An 18,133-nucleotide genomic window follows, 5' to 3' on the forward strand; every position below is an offset into this window, starting at 1 on the left:
AAGTCAGTATCAAATAAAAACATCAGGCACAGACATCGGGCTAGCTTGCGCTACACATGATGAGTTGCACGAAGGGAGAATACAGAATGAAAGAAATCCGCATTGGTCTGATTGGTACTGGCTATATTGGTCGTGCTCACGCAATAGCTTATGCGCAAGCGCCGACTGTTTTCCCATTAAAAGGCAAATTGGTTCGCGAAATGATCGCGGAAGTCACGCCTGAATTAGCCGAAGCACGTGCTAAAGAGTTGGGCTTTAATCGCTCAACGGATGATTGGCGAAAATTAGTTGCGGATCCAAACATTGATGTGGTCGATATTTGTTCACCAAACTTTTTGCACAAAGAGATGGCGATGGAAGCAATTAAGCATGGCAAACATGTTTATTGCGAAAAACCATTAGCCCTCAACTCTGACGATGCGAAAGAGATGGTGGCTGCCGCTGAGAAAGCTGGTGTGAAAACCTTAGTGGGTTTTAATTACATGAAAAACCCAACGGCACAATTGGCAAAAGAGATCATCGCTAATGGTGAGATTGGAGAAGTTATTCATTTCTACGGCACTCATAATGAAGATTATATGGCAGACCCTAATGCACCAATCCATTGGCACTGCTTTAAAGAAAAAGCCGGTTTAGGTGCTCTAGGTGATTTGTCAGCCCATATTGTCAACATGGCGCAATTCTTAGTCGGTGATATTGAAACGGTATGCGGTGATATGGAAATTGTCATCAAGCAGCGTCCAGAAAAGGCCGGCTCGTCAGTGATGGTCGATGTAGAAAACGAAGATCAGGCCCATGCCATGGTTCGTTTTGCGAGTGGAGCGATGGGCGTTATCGAAACTTCACGGATCGCGGCAGGGCGTAAAATGGGGTTAACCTATGTGGTTACGGGTACTAAAGGGACTTTATCCTTCACCCAAGAGAGAATGGCTGAGCTAAAACTATACCGCCATGATGAGCCTTCCAATCGCCAAGGTTTTAAAACAATTTTAGTTGGTCCAGAGCATCCTGACTATGCACCTTTCTGTAATGGCGCAGGGCATGGTATTGGGTTTAATGACCAAAAAACAGTTGAAGTCCGCGATTTAATTGATGGTGTCGCGACCGGTGAAAATATGTGGCCTGATTTTGAAGAGGGCTGGAAAGTGTCGCGTATTCTCGATGCTATCGCACGTTCTTATGAAGAACAGCGTTGGGTTAAAGTCACTGAAATCAATTAATTCTGTTCAAGGGGTAATTAATGGATAAGCAGAAGAAGTTAGATGTTATCTGCATGGGCCGTATCGCCGTTGACCTTTACGGACAGCAGATAGGTGCACGCTTAGAAGATATGAGTAGCTTTGCTAAGTATCTCGGAGGATCTTCAGGGAACGTTGCGTACGGAACAGCAATACAAGGCTTGAAGTCATCAATGTTGGCGCGTGTTGGTGATGAGCACATGGGACGTTTTATCCGTGAAGAATTACAGCGGGTAGGTTGTGATACTAGCCATCTAATTACGGATAAAGAGCGATTAACTGGGTTAGTGATCTTGGGGATCAAAGATGAAGATACTTTCCCTCTGATCTTCTACCGTGAAAACTGTGCGGATATGGCTATCACGCCAGATGACTTTAGTGAAGAGTACATTGCATCGGCACGTTGTCTGGCGATTACAGGCACCCATTTATCACACCCTAAAACCCGAGCAGCAGTGTTAAAAGCCCTAGAATACGCGAAACGCAACGGGGTGAAAACGGCGATTGATATCGATTACCGTCCAGTACTTTGGGGACTCACTTCATTAGGGGATGGTGAAACCCGCTTTATTGAATCGGACAAAGTGACAGAACAGCTGCAAGAGGTTTTATCGTTATTTGATCTGATTGTCGGAACAGAAGAAGAGTTCCATATTGCAGGTGGCTCTACCGACACCATTCAAGCACTAAAAAATATTCGTCAATTGACCGGCGCTGAACTGGTGTGTAAACGAGGTGCACTTGGATGCTCAGTATTTACTGATGCAATCCCAGACACCTTGGATGAAGGTATTACTGTCAAAGGGGTACGGGTTGAAGTCCTGAATGTATTGGGAGCAGGTGACGCCTTTATGTCGGGCTTACTTCGCGGTTATCTCAATGGGGAAGGTTGGGAAAAAGCCTGTACTTATGCCAATGCGTGTGGCGCGCTGGTGGTTTCTCGTCATGGCTGTGCACCGGCGATGCCAAGTCAGCTTGAGTTAGATAACTATCTTGAGCGTGCGGCGGTTGTACCGCGCCCTGACTTAGATCCGATGTTAAATCACTTACATCGTGTTACGACTCGTGCAACACAGTGGGAAGAGCTGTGTGTCATGGCTTTTGATCATCGAATTCAGTTCGTTGATATGGCTCGCGCGGCGGGAGCTGATGTTTCATGTATTCCTTATCTGAAAAAATTGATTTTCCGTGCCAGCCGTGAAGTCGCGGAGGAAGCAAACTTACAAGGTAAAGCGGGGCTACTGTGTGACAGTACATTTGGTCAAGACGTGCTAAATGATGTGACGGGACGTGGTTGGTGGATTGGGCGTCCAATTGAACTACCGGCTTCAAGACCGCTGTGTTTAGAGCACGGTAATATTGGCTCACAGCTAGTCAGTTGGCCAAAAGAGCATATTGTGAAGTGTTTAGTTTTCTTCCACCCAGAAGATAACCATCCACTACGCCTTGAGCAGGAAAAAACGGTACAAGAGGTCTATAGCGCTTGTTGCCAATCCGGCCATGAACTACTGCTTGAAGTTATTCTACCGGCTGATATGGAACGTAATGACGAACTATACCTCAGAGCCATCAAACGCTTCTATAACCTTGGTATCAAGCCAGATTGGTGGAAACTGCCGCCATTGAAAGCCGAGAATTGGGATGAAGTGGATAGATTGATCCAAGAGCGAGACCCTTACTGCCGTGGTGTCGTGTTACTGGGTCTTGATGCGCCACAATCAGAGCTAGAAGCGGGTTTCAATGCTGCTGCTGGGAAATCGATTGTAAAAGGGTTTGCAGTAGGTCGCACCTTATTTGGTAAACCTTCTCTCGCATGGATGAAAGGTGAACTGGATGATGACGCGTTAGTGCAGACCATTAAATCTAATTATCACAACCTGATCGCCTTATGGCGTCAGCGTAAATAATTTTACTCTTACCTATACACAGGAGCTTCATCATGGCAATCCAACTCGGAATTAACCCTTTGACATGGACCAATGATGATTTACCAACATTGGGCGCAGAAACGCCTTTAGAAACATGTTTAACTGAAGGTCGTCAGGCGGGGTTTGCCGGTTTTGAATTAGGCAATAAATTTCCACGTAAAGCCGAAATTTTAGGGCCAATTTTAGAAAAGCATGATCTTAAATTAGTTTCAGGTTGGTATTCAGGCGAACTACTGACTCGCAGCGTAGAAGAAGAAATTGAAGCAGTGCAAGGCCACTTAGCGTTATTACGCGATTTGGGCGCAAAAGTGATGGTGTTCGCGGAAGTCACTCACTGTATTCATGGCGACCAAGACAAACCTGTCCATATGCGTCCTTTGTTCCCTGCGGATAAATGGGAAGAATACGGTAAAAAATTAACCGAATTCGCTAAATATACCTTATCTCAAGGCGTACAAATCGCGTATCACCATCATATGGGAACCGTGATCGAATCAGCGGAAGATGTTGATAACCTGATGAAACACACCGGTGATGAAGTTGGTTTACTGCTTGATACAGGCCACTTAACGTTTGCCGGAGCAGATCCTGTCGAGGTTGCGAAACGTTGGGCTAAACGCATCAACCACGTTCACTGTAAAGATATTCGCCCTGATGTGCTAAAAGACGTGAAAAACCGTAAAACCAGCTTCTTAAATGCTGTTTTAGCGGGTGTCTTTACGGTTCCTGGTGATGGTTGTGTTGATTATCCAGCGGTATTTAAAGTATTGAAAAATAGCCAGTATGAAAATGGCTGGTTAGTGGTTGAAGCGGAGCAAGATCCTGCCATCGCTCATCCGCTGACTTATGCGACAATGGGCTATAAGAATCTGCATAAATTCGCGAAAGATGCAGGTCTTATCTAAATGACCATGGATAGCAAATCTCAATTATTTGAGTTGCTAATAATTGAAGAGTGAAGTTAGCCCGATGAGTCGAGTGATATCGATGATTCGGGTAACTGAGCTTCCACAGCTTAAAGTATTTTTTAGAGGCCGAGGTAAGCGATATGTCTAAATTATTATCAAAGTATCATTCTCCAGATGCGCATAAGCGTACTCAGCATATTACGCCTGAAATCGCCAACTGGGGATATGTGCACTTTGATGTGTATGAACTCAAACAAGGTGAATCTATTTCCTTGCCGGCATCTGAGAATGAAGTTTGTCTAGTGTTGGTTGCAGGTAAAGCAACGGTGAAAACGCCGGGGCAAACATTCGAAAATATCGGCGACCGTATGGATCCTTTTGAGCGCAAAAAGCCGTATGCAGTTTATGTGACAGCACAAGAAGCGGTTGAGGTGAAAGCAGAAACGGCGCTAGAGCTAGCAGTATGCCAAGCAAAAGGTAAAGGCACGTATCCGACACGCTTGATAGGGCCAGAAGACATTGATGCTGAGCAGCGTGGCCATGGTAATAACAAGCGTTATGTTCATAACATTCTACCTGATAATAAATCAGCAGATAGCTTACTGGTGGTTGAAGTCTTTACTGATGAAGGGTGCACAAGCTCTTACCCAAGTCACAAGCATGATACCGATAATGAACCCGCAGAAACTTATTTGGAAGAAACCTATTACCACCGTCTGAATCCATCTCAGGGTTTTTGTATGCAGCGTGTTTACACGGATGACCGTGAATTAGACGAGTGCATGGCGGTATATAATAAGGACGTCGTCATGGTGCCTAAAGGCTACCATCCAATGGCAACAATGGCGGGTTACGATAACTATTACTTAAATGTAATGGCTGGCCCGACACGTAAGTGGCTCTTTACGTGGGAAAAAGACCATAGTTGGATCAATAGTGAAACGTATGCCGCTAAACATCGTGATGAAAAGTAGTTATTAATACTCACAGACGGTTGTTTCTTGAATTAGTGAGAAACAGCCGAGGTTGTAGAGTACGTACCAAAACCAAACCAAAATCTGTTATCTATTGTTTGCCGGTAATTTATTACCGGCTTTTTTGTTTATTACGATATTAATAAGTTTACGAGGCCATTATTGCCAATAATAAACAGTATAAATGTGAAAAATTGAATTGTAATATCAGTCACATTATTAATATATTAATCTGTTCGTATGTTTCCATTGTGTTAATTCTGTGTAAACAAAAAACATGATGAGTGAGGTGTCAATGAAGCGTAAAACAGGTTTTTTCTTCGATGAACATTGTTTTTGGCATAGTACTGGCTTACATGCCACAACGTTACCCGTTGGCGGCTGGGTACAGCCTCCCGCTGGAGCTTCACATGCGGAATCACCGGAAACGAAAAGGCGGCTGAAAAGCCTAATGGATGTTTCTGGTTTAAGCCGCTCTCTGATTTTATCTTCCGCTGAGCCTGCAACTGAAGAGACATTACTTAAAATACATCCTCAAGAATATTTAACCCGTTTTAAACAAGTGAGTGATAATGGGGGAGGGCTGTTGGGAAAAGAAGCACCATTAGGCCCTGGAAGCTATGAGATTGCTAAATTATCTGTAGGATTGGCTTGTGCTGCTGTAGAGGCAGTACTTAAAGGCGAACTGGACAATGCTTATAGTCTTTCACGTCCACCGGGTCACCACTGTTTACCGGATGAATCGATGGGATTTTGTTTCCTTGCGAATATCCCATTAGCGATCGAACGCGCTAAGACACTATTTAATATTGAGCGTATCGCTGTCATTGATTGGGATGTTCACCATGGCAATGGAACTCAACATATTTTTTGGGATCGCTCAGATGTTTTAACCATTTCAATACACCAAGATGGTTGTTTTCCTCCTGGGTACAGTGGGGAAGATGATATTGGTGGTGGAGATGGTACAGGGTATAACATAAATATTCCGCTACTCGCGGGAGCAGGGCACAACAGTTACATCTATGCGATGGAGCAGATAGTGATCCCTGCATTGGCACGTTTTAAGCCTGAATTGATTATTGTGGCGAGTGGTTATGATGCGAATGCTATGGACCCATTAGCCAGAATGCAACTGCATAGTGAGAGTTTTCGTGACATGACTCGTCTTGTGATGAATGCCGCGGATAGCTTGTGTGACGGTAAGTTAGTTATCGTTCATGAAGGTGGATATTCAGAGGCGTATGTGCCTTTCTGTGGACTTGCTGTTATAGAAGAGATGAGCGGTGTACGTACCGAAGTGGCTGACCCCTTATTGGATTTTATTAGGTTACAGCAACCAAGAGCGGAGTTTGAACATTTTCAGCAACAGTTACTGGATAAGCTGAAAAAGAAATTTGGCTTATAACCAAATAAGTTTAGGTTTGCTCCTCGTGATGTGAGTCAGGAGCAAACCCTGCTTTTTAATAAGCAGCTGTAAATTGTTTGCGAATAAATTGCGGCTTTTCTGCTTCATCAAGAATGGCAACCGCAAGATCTTCAACTGAAATTTTGGCAGGAACGTTACCGTTCATCAATAATTGGTTGCCTGCAAGCCGAAATGTTTGTGTGCGCTCACCTGATTCTAACACCGCGGCAGGAGAGACAAATGTCCAATCTAGCTCGGGGGTGTTTTGCAGTTGTTGTTTGAACTCTCTGACCGCTTGCGCTCCCGGTTTGATTTCAGCAGGGAAGTCAGGGGAATCGATTAATTCTACTCCAGGAGCGATTTCAAGACTTCCAGCACCCCCTACGACAATAAAGCGTTTAACGCCAGACTGTTTGACGGCCTGTAAAATAGCCTGATTGCCTGTCACTGTATCTTGATATAGGTTTGGGTTTTGCCAGCCGCCATTAAAAGCACTGATTACAATATCCTGCCCTTTAAGGCGTGCTGTTAGCCAAGCAATATCAGTAACATCCCCTGAAGCGGTGACTAAATGAGCATGTTGCTGTAGTTGGTTACTATGGCGAGAAATGGCTGTCACTTGATGTTGGCGAAATAAGGCTTCATTCACGAGAACCTTGCCGACGAAACCCGTCGCTCCAATAATCGATATTTTCATCATTTTCCCCGCAAGTTATTAATAACATTAAGCTATAGTTAAATTTTATAGCTGCAATTGGATCAGATTTCCTACATCGCTCTATTTGAGTATATCTCAATGTGGAGAAGTATAGTGGTATTCCCTTAACCATTTACTGAACATTACGCGCAGTTTTCGGGGGGAAATAATGGAAACGCCCTGAACATTCAGGGCATCTTAGCTAGACAGGTTGTTATTTGGCATCCCTAAACAGTTTTAAGATGATACTTGTGATAATGGCAATAACGCCACCTAATGCCGTTTCCAATACCCTATCAAATAGCAGTACATAGGCAGGGTGTCGCCAATAGATGACCTGTTCAAGCACGGAAAGGATCAAACTTGTCACGATAAAGGTCATAAAAGTATAACCATGATGGAAACTCATCGGCATTAAAAAGGCAAAAACCACAATAGCGGTAAGACCAATATAAGGCATCAAAGGGGTATTGAATAAAAAATAAAGTAAAATAACCGAGAGCAAACTACCCGCAACACGTTGTAGCGTTATATGAATAATACTTTGTGATTTTGGATGTAGAACAAACACAAATGTCAGTAGCGTCCAATAAAAATGGCCGAGCTCCAACATCCGAGGGATCGCTAACGAAAGTGATAAACCAATAGCATAAGTCATCGACCGAGGAATAATGTATTTGCGTAGCGTAAACAAATTTTGTTCGACGAGGCTACCAGTAAGGATAATATGGCGATGCATCTTCTTACTTAGCAGGTAACAGGTCATTAGGGTGACGCTGCTCCCAATTAAAAAACCCAGTGCAAGGCTCTTTGATATATCCGGTAGAACCGTTCCAATGGTTGACATGATAATCATAAATTTCATCGTCAAATCCATAACGGGATCGGTTCCATAGAGTTGATAATAAATAAAAGAGAAAATAGCTAGGTAAACATAAAAGCTGGTGCCTAACCGTAAGGTATCCCCAATAAAAATGGCGAGCATGATCATGGCTAACCAAAAAGCCGTATAGAAATAGTTTTTATACTCTTTAGCGGCGTTAAAAAGGTTAAAGGCATATAGTGTTGAGAAAGCGGCCCACATAGAAGCTTGCACATCCATAATGGCGAAAGCAACTGCTGCACTTAATAGCATACAGCCACTAAACATAAGACCGTCATTAATCGCTGGTATTTTCCTCATAAAAAGATGCTCACAAATTGCGGTGTAAGTTATTATTTATTAAAGTAAATTTATACTATCATAAATATCGGCCAAAGGTCTGTACTCAATCAATTAGAATGAAAATAGACACAAAATGCCAAATTCCATCTAACGGTATTTTTTGCCATCTAAAAATTGCATAATAATCTAAGAGCATGTCATTAGAATTAAAATAAGGAATCTGTAATGCAAGTGAATCCCCATGATTTTGTCTGGATTAGCAGCCTTGATGATTTACCCGTGGAATCACTGCCGGAATGGGTTATTTCTCAATGGAATAAGCAATTGCCATTGGTCGTGCGCCGAGAAGCAACGGATGAAAATAAACTTTCAGTGGGTATTCGAGGGATCAAACCGGGACAGCGTGTTATTACTCAAATAGATAAGTCAGCAATTACTCATATTATGAATGTAGAGTCTCTCGTTTCTAACTCACGAGAATTACAGCGCTCTATGTTTATCGCATTACCGCCAGTACAAGTATTATTATTACTTTCACAGCATAATTGGCCATGGAAATGGGCGGTGACAGGGAGCTGTGCCTATACATTAGTGACCGATATTCAAAGTATGCTCGCAGATTGTGATTTGGATGTTTTGATCCGTTGCCCTACACGCCACAAAAAAGAAGACTTTGCGGAGTTTGCCATTAAAGCGAATACGCCTTTATGCCGCATTGATATACATGTTGAGACACCAAAAGGTGGTTTCTCTTTGGCAGAATGGTTTAAAAACGAAAAAGTCACGCTTCATACGCCGAATGGCGATGTCATGACAGCAGATCCATGGGATGAAAACCTGTAATTGATGGTGTTACAACCGATATTTGCGGGCGATTTAGCCATATTGAACAAAAATTAGTTTTGATGCTCGTACAGATGATTTTTTTATAAACAATCGGTTAAGTTGGGCTGCAAACAGCCCAATCGTATTAGATATGTTCAACGCTTGGCTCTTCAAGCCCTGCTCGATACCATTCCTGCATTGCCGGTAACGCTAGCATGCGGTCAACCCATTGTTGAGCGGCATTACTCATAGGCAGTTGATAACTACGGATCCTAAAGGCGACAGGGGCGTAAAAAGCATCCACCGCCGTAAATTGATTCCCTGCTAGCCATGGCCCACCAAAGGTCGTAAAGCCTTCTTGCCATAACTGTTGAAGCCGATTAAGGTCGGCTTGTAATTCTCGAGAAAGTTTTTCTAATGGAGCTTGGTGAGTCAGATTCATCGGGCATGTTTGGCGAAGCGCCGTGAATCCAGAGTGCATTTCTGCACTAGCGCAGCGAGCCCATGCACGTGCTTGTTTATCAGCAGGCCATACTTGAGGGAACGCTTCATAGAGATACTCACAAATCGCCAGCGAATCCCAGATCGTTTGCTTCCCATCGACTAAGCAAGGAACAAGGCCAGTGGGCGAGAAATTTTTAAACTTATCGTGGCTACTTTTCCCTCTACCAGTTTCAAAATAACAGAGGTTTTCATCGAAAGGGATACCGAGCGTTTTGAGCAAAACCCAAGGGCGTAGTGACCACGAAGAGTAATTTTTATTAGCAATCCAAAGTTTGTACATAGTATGACCACCCTATATCGGTAGAATAATGAGAGGGAAGATAGTGGCTAACAAGCCCATTTAATTTAAGTGTTTTATGGACAATGACAACGATTTATTAGACAGAATACAAAATTAGGTTATATTTTTTTTATATAAGTTATAACGAAAATTATAGTTGCAATAAGAGTAATAAAAATAAATGGTTTCTTTTATTTACATAAACTGAAGATAATTTTATTTACATTAAATGATTGGCACTAGACAAATTGAAATTTATTGAAAAAACGATAATGTTGATAGTATTTGAATATGTTCAACAAAATATTTGTTTAAGTTAGGGATAGGAATAATTTAAAAATCCCCTTATGATTACGGCAGGTTATTAAAACAAATGATTACCTTTTAATTTATAAGGCTATTTATCATGCAATGGAAAAATAGTGCCACTCGTTATGGGCATATATCACTGCTCATACATTGGTTAGTTGCGATTGTTGTATATGGAATGTTCGCACTGGGTTTATGGATGGTGACCCTTGGTTACTATGATAGTTGGTATCATCAAGCACCCGAAATTCATAAAAGTATAGGTATTTTATTATTTATTGTTATGGCATTTCGTGTGATTTGGCGGTTTATTTCTCCATCACCTAAACCGCTTGAGAGTTATAGTCGTTTAACCAAAATAAGTTCAGCGATCGCACAAATATTAATTTATGTGATTTTATTTAGTATTTTGATCAGTGGTTATTTAATCTCAACTGCTGATGGCCAACCCATTAGTGTTTTTGGTTGGTTTGAAGTACCCGCTTTATTTACTGGTGCAGCAACACAAGCAGATACAGCAGGGGATATTCATCTTTATCTTGCTTGGGCAGTTGTTTTGCTATCACTTTTACATGCCTTTGCAGCATTTAAACATCACTTCTTTGATGGTGATATTACTTTAAAAAGAATGTTGGGTTTTAATCCCGATAAATAAACGTGGAGAAAGATATGTTTAAGAAAACGGTTCTTGGTCTGGCAACTGGAGCATTATTTTTAACAGCAGGTTCTGCATTAGCTGAAACCTATAAATTTGATAAGCAAGGTCAACACGCATTTATCGAATTCCGTATCCAACATTTGGGTTATAGCTGGGTTTATGGCAGCTTTAAAGACTTTGATGGTAGCTTTACCTACGATGCAAAAGATCCTGCAAAAGACAAAGTCGAGGTGACAATTAAAACGGGTAGCATCGATACTAACCATGCTGAACGTGATAAGCACTTACGTAGTGGCGATTTCTTGAATGCGGCGAATTACCCAGAAGCGAAATTTGTCTCTACTGACGTGAAAAAAGAGGGTGAAAATTACAAAATTACAGGTGATTTCACACTCAATGGTGTCACTAAACCTATCACTTTAGATGCTAAATTGATGGGTGAAGGTAAAGACCCTTGGGGTGGATACCGTGCTGGTTTTGAAGCGCAAGGGAATATTAAACTGAAAGATTTTAACATCAAATCAGACTTAGGTCCTAAATCTCAAGAAGTTGAGTTGTTAATTTCAGTTGAAGGCGTGCAAGAGAAGTAATGATTCTTTAGCCTAAAATGCCCTCAATGCGACCCGCGCATTGGGGGCAATATATTTGGATTTTTAATTTCCTTTTTTCCTATAGCTTAATGACTTTGTAACAGGGTAGAATACATTAAAAATCAAATGGCTTGATCGTAAGTGCTTATTTAGGATAAGTCAGTTGAGGCGATTTATTAGTCAGGCATTGTTATAAAGGTATAGGCTCTTGGAGACAAATAATTCACGTAAAACAGCACTGATTGTTGTTGTTATTTTTATCGCGTTTGCACTCGGTTTTTATTGGTTGGGCAAAGATAACAATACATTATCAACACAAGCAGAGGCTGAAGTTCAATCAAGCTCTTTAGAGGCACCATTAAGCGTTGCTCAGATAGAGGCATTATCTGATATCGAAAAAGATATGCCGGTTATTAAAACGATAAAAAAAATCAATCCTGATGTTTATCAAGCCATAGAAAATATTGTTCGTGATTACGATCCTTCTAATGAACTACTGAGCCGACATATGTTTGATCAGATAGTGGGTAGTGTCATGAAGCTCGTGACTGAACGTATCCCTTATGCTTCGGATGAATCCATCATTAATTTTACCAGCAAAGTGAACGATTATTTAAATGTGCTGTTGGAAGCAGACCCGTCAGGAAAAACCTGTTTCTATTCACTGTTCCCATATTTGCGTGATTCAGCGGCGATTATGCCACCACAAAAAAGTCATTCGGTCCTCCTTAAACAATTAGAGGCAACCAATGAATTACTGATTTCCAGTGAAGCTGGCGTTAAACAGCCGACATTGTCGAATGAAGAAAAAAACACAATTCTGACGAATATTCAGGCTAAATTAACTGCAAAATATGGTAAGAAAACCTCATTACTAGGGGATTTAGAAAAAGCTAAGCAGCAACCGGCCGTCACTTGCCGTATTACAATGAGTTTTTACGATCACATTTTGGCGATGCCAGATAGCCAGAAAAAAGCGGCCTTTTTACGCTCTCTATTCGCTGGCACGAATCAATAATCAGTGAAGCAATATCCCATCTTAAAATGATGGGATATTGCTTCATCATGTTATTTCCCTGCCAAATATGACGGTTTAATAGACAAAGTCGAATATATCCTCACATTAATGAATGTATTTTTTGAAGCTAAATAGCCTTTAATTGTTATTGAATGTTTCAAAAGGTTGATTCGTCCTGCGCATAGCTCATAATTCTTCTATACTTTTATCATCAAATTATATTTTCAATTTTATGATGAATATGAACATGTTAATTGAGCCAAGTTGATACATTTTATTTATTCAGTCCATCACTGTTTGACGATGTGTAAAGTCTATTGGCGGTAACTCTTTGTTTCTAGGAGGTCAGATGTCGTTTGTTAAGAAAAGCATGGTTGCACTACTCACCGCGGCCGCAGTTTATGTTCCCTCAGTTGTCACTCAAGCATGTACGCGCGTCGTGTATTTAGGTGAAGATCAGCAAACCATGACCGCGAGGACGATGGACTGGAAATATGATATTGGGACTAATTTATGGATATTTCCGCGAGGAATGAAGAGAGAGGGTATCGCTGGGCCTAACTCCCTAAAATGGACGTCAAAATACGGTAGTGTGATTGCATCAGGCTATGATATTTCAACGACCGATGGGGTGAATGAAAAAGGTTTAGTGGCTAATTTATTATGGCTTGCAGAATCACAATACCCGCCAGCGAATGATAAGCAGCCAGCGCTCTCTATTTCATTATGGGCCCAATATATGCTTGATAACTTTGCGACGGTGGCTGAAGCGGTAGAAGCATTAGAGAAAACACCGTTATTGGTTATGACCGATAACGTACCCGGGCAAGACCGTTTAGCCACTTTGCATTTATCATTGTCAGATGCGAGTGGTGATAGTGCGATTGTTGAATACATTAATGGTAAGCAAGTTATCCACCACAGTCGCCAATATCAAGTCATGACAAATTCACCTATTTATGAAAAGCAATTAGCTATGCAAGAATATTGGCAAGGAATAGGTGGTACGGTTATGTTGCCGGGCACAAACCGCTCAGCGGATCGGTTTGCACGTGCACAATTTTATATTAATGCTATCCCACAACAGACAACACCAAATAAAGCTGTTGCCAGTGTGTTCGGCGTTATTCGTAATGTGTCTGTTCCTTATGGATTAACCACAGAAAACTCACCTGAAATTTCCTCGACTCGCTGGCGGACTCTAGTTGATCATAAACGTCAACTCTATTTCTTCGAATCCGCTCTAACCCCAAATATCTTTTGGACTAACCTTAAGAAGATTGATTTCTCTGCTGAAACGGGCAAGGTGAAAAAACTGACCCTCGGTGCTGAGCAGAGTCATATTTTTTCTGGCGATGCGACCAATGAGTATGTAGAGAGTGAGCCTTTTGAGTTTTTAGGTTTATCAGCAAAACAACTGGGTTATTAATCTTCCGCTACCAACCTTCTGGTTTTCCAGAAGGTTGATTCTGATCAAGCTACCAAACATCATCTTATGAAACCTTTGCAGGTCGATTAATAAAGTTATAAGATGTATTTAATATGCAACTTAAAGGTGATGATATGAGCGAGTTAGTTTGTTATAAGACTATGCCTGTGTGGGATAAAGCCTCTCTTCCTCTGATGTTTCAAGAGCGCCATAACACGAAAGAAGATACCTATGCACAACTTCGAGTACTAAAAGGATCACTCGATTTCGTTATTTTTTCAGAAGACGGTAGCGAGCAAAAATTTACATTTGATATTAATAACCAACCACCGATTATTGAGCCTCAAGTTTGGCATCGAATTTCGGATTGCAGCGATGATATGCAGTGCCAACTCTCCTTTTTATGTCATCCCGATATCAAATTCTATAAAGAATATGGCTTAACTATCCCACATTCGGAAGTGAGATTTTTGTGTGAAAATAACCTGTCTCAGCCATGTAAAACGTTAGATTTAGGATCAGGACGTGGACGCAATAGCTTCTATCTTGCATTGCAAGGTTATGACGTGACAGCGGTAGATATTAACCCACAACATATTCAGGCCATTGAATTTGTCAAAAAACAAGCTGGTATAGAGAATATTAAAACTGCGATTTATGATATTAATAGCCATCAAATCAAAGACGATTATGATTTAATCATCTCTACCGTTGTATTAATGTTTTTGCAGCGTGAACGTATTGCGGATGTTATTGCTAACATGCAAGCACACACATTACCGGGTGGTATTAATGTGATCGTATGTGCTGCTGAAACGCCAGATGCTCCTTTAGATTTGATCCCATTCAAATGCTTCCTCAAAGCAGGGGAGTTGCATGAATATTACAAAGACTGGGAGATTTTAAAATATAATGAAAATCCTGGTCATCTGCATAGAACGGATGCGCAAGGTAACCGTATAAAACTTAATTTCGCGACATTAATTGCCAAAAAGCGGTAGTGTTTGATTAGGTTAAGACAATTGCGGGATGCGTAAAACATCCCGCTGGTTGATTAAGCTTAGCTCGCCGCTTTGGTTTGCTCTGCTGATTTTTCTTGTGCACTTCTTTGCAATGTTCTTTCTAATAAAACCGAGTAAAGTGGTCTACCACCTAAAAATTGTGCCACCATGGTCGCGCCTAGACAGGTAATAATCATAGGTAAAATAAGTTGGTAGTTACTGGTCATTTCGAGTACTAACACTAACCCCGTTAGCGGCGCTCTGACTGTCGCGGCAAATAAAGCGCCCATACCCGCAATAGCAAAAGTGCCCACTTCAATGTGGTAATCCGGAAAAAGCTCTAACACGCAGTAACCGTAAATGCCCCCGAAAAGCGTACCTAAAGCGAGTAGTGGAGAGAAAATACCACCGGGGGCACCAGAGCTAAAGCTGATAGTGGATGTGAGGAAGCGTAGGGCAAAAAACAGTATTAAAACCGATACAGTAAAACTTCCTGTTACCATTTGGTGGATCACAGAAAAACCGCCTCCAACAACTTCAGGAGTATAAACACCAATAGCACCACAGCATCCACCGATTAGGCCTCCCATTAATACAAAACGAGAAACTTTATTTTGATAAAATGCGAGGAATTTCGTTTGTAGATAAAGCAAAAAGCGGTTAAAGCAAATACCAATCACCCCAAATAGCATTCCTAAAATTAAATAAAGCCATAATGTATTTAAGGGGGCAGATGAAAATTGTCCAATATTTAAGATGGCGGCTTGACCACTGATTAATTGGTAGACAATGGTAGAGGTAATTGAACCAATAAACACCGCTTTTATGGATATTAAGCTATATTTAAACTGTGGACGCATCTCTTCAATAATAAATAAGATACCTGCCAGTGGGGCATTGAACGCCGTTGATAGCCCCGCTGCTGCACCCGCAGCTAATAACGTATGACGTGATTCATTATCTTTAATACGAAAAATATCATAAAACATTTGGCTGATATTGGCGCCGAGCTGTACTGTTGGGCCTTCGCGGCCTAGCACCATTCCAGAGCCTAATGCACCTAATCCACCAAAAAATTTAACGGGGATAACGCGCCACCATCGTACAGGGCGTAGGTCTTGTAATGCGCCTTCAATTTCAGGTATCCCTGATCCCCCTGACTCTGGTGAGATTTTCTTGACGAGATAATAGCCTATCATCGCTAATATTGCAGATACTGCAAACATAGCAGGAATAAGTAGCCATTTGTCGGTAATAAGTTCATTAACAGAACTGCTTCGATAGTTGCTCACCCATGTTGTGCCTAGTTCAAATAAGGTTCCCACCAAGCCAACAAATGCACCAATGACCGCGGATAAAAGCAATATGCCAAATGGGGTCTTATTAGATTCTTTTAATCGTCTGAGTATTCCGAAACGATATTTCATTGCGGATTGACTCATTGAACTTTGTTCAGACATCTTTTTATGACTCTCTATTAGTGATGTATAGCAACTTATTGTAATTTTAGTATGACAAGCAGTATGTCAAACCATACCACAATTTTATTGTCAGGTATTTTATTTAATAAACAAAGCAAATAAAACGTAAGACTTTACTTTTTTTAATTATTGAAATATGACGTTATTTAATTAAAGTGAAATTAATAAGTCATAAATGTGTAATCATTTATAATATCTGTATAAAGTAAGCTAGTTTAAGTAAATAATAAGGGATATGCGCTAAAGTTTATTAGATTTGTTAATAAAATAATCGGTAAGTTAATATTTAAGTCGGGGAATGACAGGACGTTTGGGGATAATTGCGTATGATGGAATTCACCCCACAATGAAAACCATAATGGGGGTGAATTACTTAAATAGATTTAAAATTGGTAAATTAAACCTAAGCCAAGCACATTGTCTGTATTGATACCATAGTCATCGGTGAATTGGTTATCTTTTAATAAATTGATTTTGTAATCAATGACAGCGGCCATATTCTTGTTGAAATCGTAGGATGCACCAACCGCAATATACTTCACTAAGTCTTTATTGCCATAATTACCTAGGTTTTTACCTTTAGATTGGTTATAGCCAATGGAGGGTGTCAGGCCAAAATCGAACGAATACAATGCAACTAGTTCAAGATTTTCTGTTTTGTTGGCAATCGCCTCAGCGTCATCATCGCCAAATCGGGTTGTGTTGAGTGTTTGCCCATACATCGCGGCTAAATATAACTCATCAAGTTCTAATTTACTGCCAACGTTCCAAGCTTCGGCGCGTTTTCCTGTTGCTCCGGTTTTAATATTATTCTGGCTTGGCGTACGCGATGAATTTGAATAACCGCCACCAATTGAGAGACCCCAACCTAATTCATAAGCGGTAGAAAAACCGTAGCCATCACCATTGTTATCTAATGCGCTTGAGCCGGTTGATTTATTTTGATCGCCATTTTTACCTTGGTACTGTAGAGCGAAGCTTAAACCATCAATATAACCAAAACCATTGTTATTACGATAAGTTAGTAAATTGCGGTTACGGCCCATCATGAAGGTATCTTCTTGATCCATGGTATCAGCACCCCAAAGTGGCAATACGTCTGTCCAAGCATTGGTATCATAAATCACACCATAATTACGACCGTAATCAAGTGAGCCGTAGTCTGCAAATTTTAATCCAGCGTACGCTAAACGATTTTGGTTATCATTACTGGTTTCCGCTTTATTGGTCGACGTTTCCCACTCAAAACGACCAAAACCAATTAACTGGTCTGTAATTTGCGTGTCACCTTTAAACCCTAAACGGACTCGTGAATCATCCCCATCTTCCCCGCTTTTTGCATCGGCAAAATAGTGGCGAACATCAATTTGACCGTAAACATCCAGTTTATTGCCATCTTTGTTATAAACCTCAGCAGCATTGGTAACACCCGCCGCGAATAATGAGCAGATAGTCACTGCAAGAATAGTCTTTTTCTTCATAAAAAATCCTTTAAGCCATTTACTAACTAAGTGAAATCTTTTTGTGCCTAACAAATTAAGCGCGGGTATTATCAAGTTAACAAATCAAATTTAGCAAGTACTAATTCGAGCAAAAATGAAACTATTTATCTTAAGGATACTGTCATAAGGCTAATTTTCCTTATTTTATTAGTGAGATAGATGCAAATAGTTCTCATTTACTAAAAACATTAATATAGATCAATAAAGCATCAGATAAG

16 protein-coding genes are annotated in these 18,133 nt (G+C 40.9%); 11 read left to right on the forward strand and 5 right to left on the reverse strand.

The features are described 5' to 3' along the window. Positions 1–86 precede the first annotated feature (86 nt). The 5 genes from M1E93_RS06065 (at position 87) to M1E93_RS06085 (ending at position 6,456) form a co-directional block, all read left to right on the forward strand. Complete coding sequence (locus tag M1E93_RS06065; protein WP_014656438.1) at positions 87–1,220, forward strand: Gfo/Idh/MocA family protein; 1,134 nt, start codon at positions 87–89, stop codon at positions 1,218–1,220. A gap of 20 nt (positions 1,221–1,240) precedes the next feature. Further along, positions 1,241–3,145, forward strand: a complete 1,905-nt coding sequence (locus M1E93_RS06070) for a bifunctional 5-dehydro-2-deoxygluconokinase/5-dehydro-2-deoxyphosphogluconate aldolase (protein ID WP_004922090.1) — start codon at positions 1,241–1,243, stop codon at positions 3,143–3,145. A gap of 32 nt (positions 3,146–3,177) precedes the next feature. Further along, on the forward strand, positions 3,178–4,071 hold the full coding sequence (gene iolE, locus M1E93_RS06075) for a myo-inosose-2 dehydratase (RefSeq protein WP_004922086.1): 894 nt from the start codon (positions 3,178–3,180) through the stop codon (positions 4,069–4,071). Between the two features lie 143 nt (positions 4,072–4,214). After that, positions 4,215–5,048 carry a 5-deoxy-glucuronate isomerase gene (gene iolB, locus M1E93_RS06080; RefSeq protein ID WP_004922083.1) on the forward strand — a complete coding sequence of 278 codons (834 nt, stop codon included), beginning with the start codon at positions 4,215–4,217 and terminating at the stop codon, positions 5,046–5,048. A 295-nt stretch (positions 5,049–5,343) separates the two neighbouring features. After that, complete coding sequence (locus tag M1E93_RS06085) at positions 5,344–6,456, forward strand: class II histone deacetylase (protein WP_014656437.1); 1,113 nt, start codon at positions 5,344–5,346, stop codon at positions 6,454–6,456. A gap of 55 nt (positions 6,457–6,511) precedes the next feature. Here the strand turns inward: M1E93_RS06085 and M1E93_RS06090 are convergent, their stop codons facing one another. Continuing rightward, positions 6,512–7,153, reverse strand: coding sequence for an NAD(P)-dependent oxidoreductase (locus M1E93_RS06090; RefSeq protein ID WP_014656436.1), 642 nt, complete (start codon positions 7,151–7,153; stop codon positions 6,512–6,514). Positions 7,154–7,367: 214 nt separating this feature from the next. After that, the gene (locus tag M1E93_RS06095) at positions 7,368–8,336 is read right to left on the reverse strand and encodes an FUSC family protein (protein ID WP_004922072.1); all 969 of its coding nucleotides are present in this window, start codon (positions 8,334–8,336) and stop codon (positions 7,368–7,370) included. Positions 8,337–8,543: 207 nt separating this feature from the next. Here M1E93_RS06095 and M1E93_RS06100 point away from each other — a divergent pair, with 207 nt between their 5' ends. After that, the gene (locus M1E93_RS06100; RefSeq protein WP_004922067.1) at positions 8,544–9,161 is read left to right on the forward strand and encodes a malonate decarboxylase holo-ACP synthase; all 618 of its coding nucleotides are present in this window, start codon (positions 8,544–8,546) and stop codon (positions 9,159–9,161) included. 127 nt (positions 9,162–9,288) lie between these two features. Here the strand turns inward: M1E93_RS06100 and M1E93_RS06105 are convergent, their stop codons facing one another. Further along, positions 9,289–9,927, reverse strand: a complete 639-nt coding sequence (locus tag M1E93_RS06105; RefSeq protein ID WP_014656435.1) for a glutathione S-transferase family protein — start codon at positions 9,925–9,927, stop codon at positions 9,289–9,291. A 406-nt stretch (positions 9,928–10,333) separates the two neighbouring features. Between M1E93_RS06105 and M1E93_RS06110 the strand changes: the two genes are divergently transcribed. The 5 genes from M1E93_RS06110 to tehB all read left to right on the forward strand — a co-directional run bounded on the left by M1E93_RS06110 (position 10,334) and on the right by tehB (position 14,932). Beyond that, positions 10,334–10,891, forward strand: a complete 558-nt coding sequence (locus tag M1E93_RS06110; RefSeq protein WP_004922061.1) for a cytochrome b — start codon at positions 10,334–10,336, stop codon at positions 10,889–10,891. A 14-nt stretch (positions 10,892–10,905) separates the two neighbouring features. Further along, positions 10,906–11,484, forward strand: coding sequence for a YceI family protein (locus M1E93_RS06115; RefSeq protein WP_426207198.1), 579 nt, complete (start codon positions 10,906–10,908; stop codon positions 11,482–11,484). A 208-nt stretch (positions 11,485–11,692) separates the two neighbouring features. After that, complete coding sequence (locus tag M1E93_RS06120) at positions 11,693–12,502, forward strand: hypothetical protein (protein ID WP_004922055.1); 810 nt, start codon at positions 11,693–11,695, stop codon at positions 12,500–12,502. Between the two features lie 349 nt (positions 12,503–12,851). Continuing rightward, positions 12,852–13,931, forward strand: a complete 1,080-nt coding sequence (locus tag M1E93_RS06125) for a linear amide C-N hydrolase (RefSeq protein ID WP_004922053.1) — start codon at positions 12,852–12,854, stop codon at positions 13,929–13,931. Between the two features lie 113 nt (positions 13,932–14,044). Continuing rightward, positions 14,045–14,932: an SAM-dependent methyltransferase TehB gene (gene tehB, locus M1E93_RS06130; protein ID WP_014656432.1), complete on the forward strand. Its 888-nt coding sequence runs from the start codon at positions 14,045–14,047 to the stop codon at positions 14,930–14,932. A gap of 59 nt (positions 14,933–14,991) precedes the next feature. Here tehB and clcA read toward each other — a convergent pair whose 3' ends face one another. Both clcA and M1E93_RS06140 read right to left on the reverse strand, forming a co-directional pair. Further along, the gene (gene clcA, locus M1E93_RS06135) at positions 14,992–16,392 is read right to left on the reverse strand and encodes a H(+)/Cl(-) exchange transporter ClcA (RefSeq protein ID WP_426207199.1); all 1,401 of its coding nucleotides are present in this window, start codon (positions 16,390–16,392) and stop codon (positions 14,992–14,994) included. Between the two features lie 404 nt (positions 16,393–16,796). After that, positions 16,797–17,894: a porin gene (locus M1E93_RS06140; protein WP_060560860.1), complete on the reverse strand. Its 1,098-nt coding sequence runs from the start codon at positions 17,892–17,894 to the stop codon at positions 16,797–16,799. Positions 17,895–18,133 lie beyond the last annotated feature (239 nt).

Source organism: Providencia sp. PROV272 (assembly GCF_049901975.1).
Taxonomy (GTDB): Bacteria; Pseudomonadota; Gammaproteobacteria; order Enterobacterales; family Enterobacteriaceae; genus Providencia; species Providencia stuartii.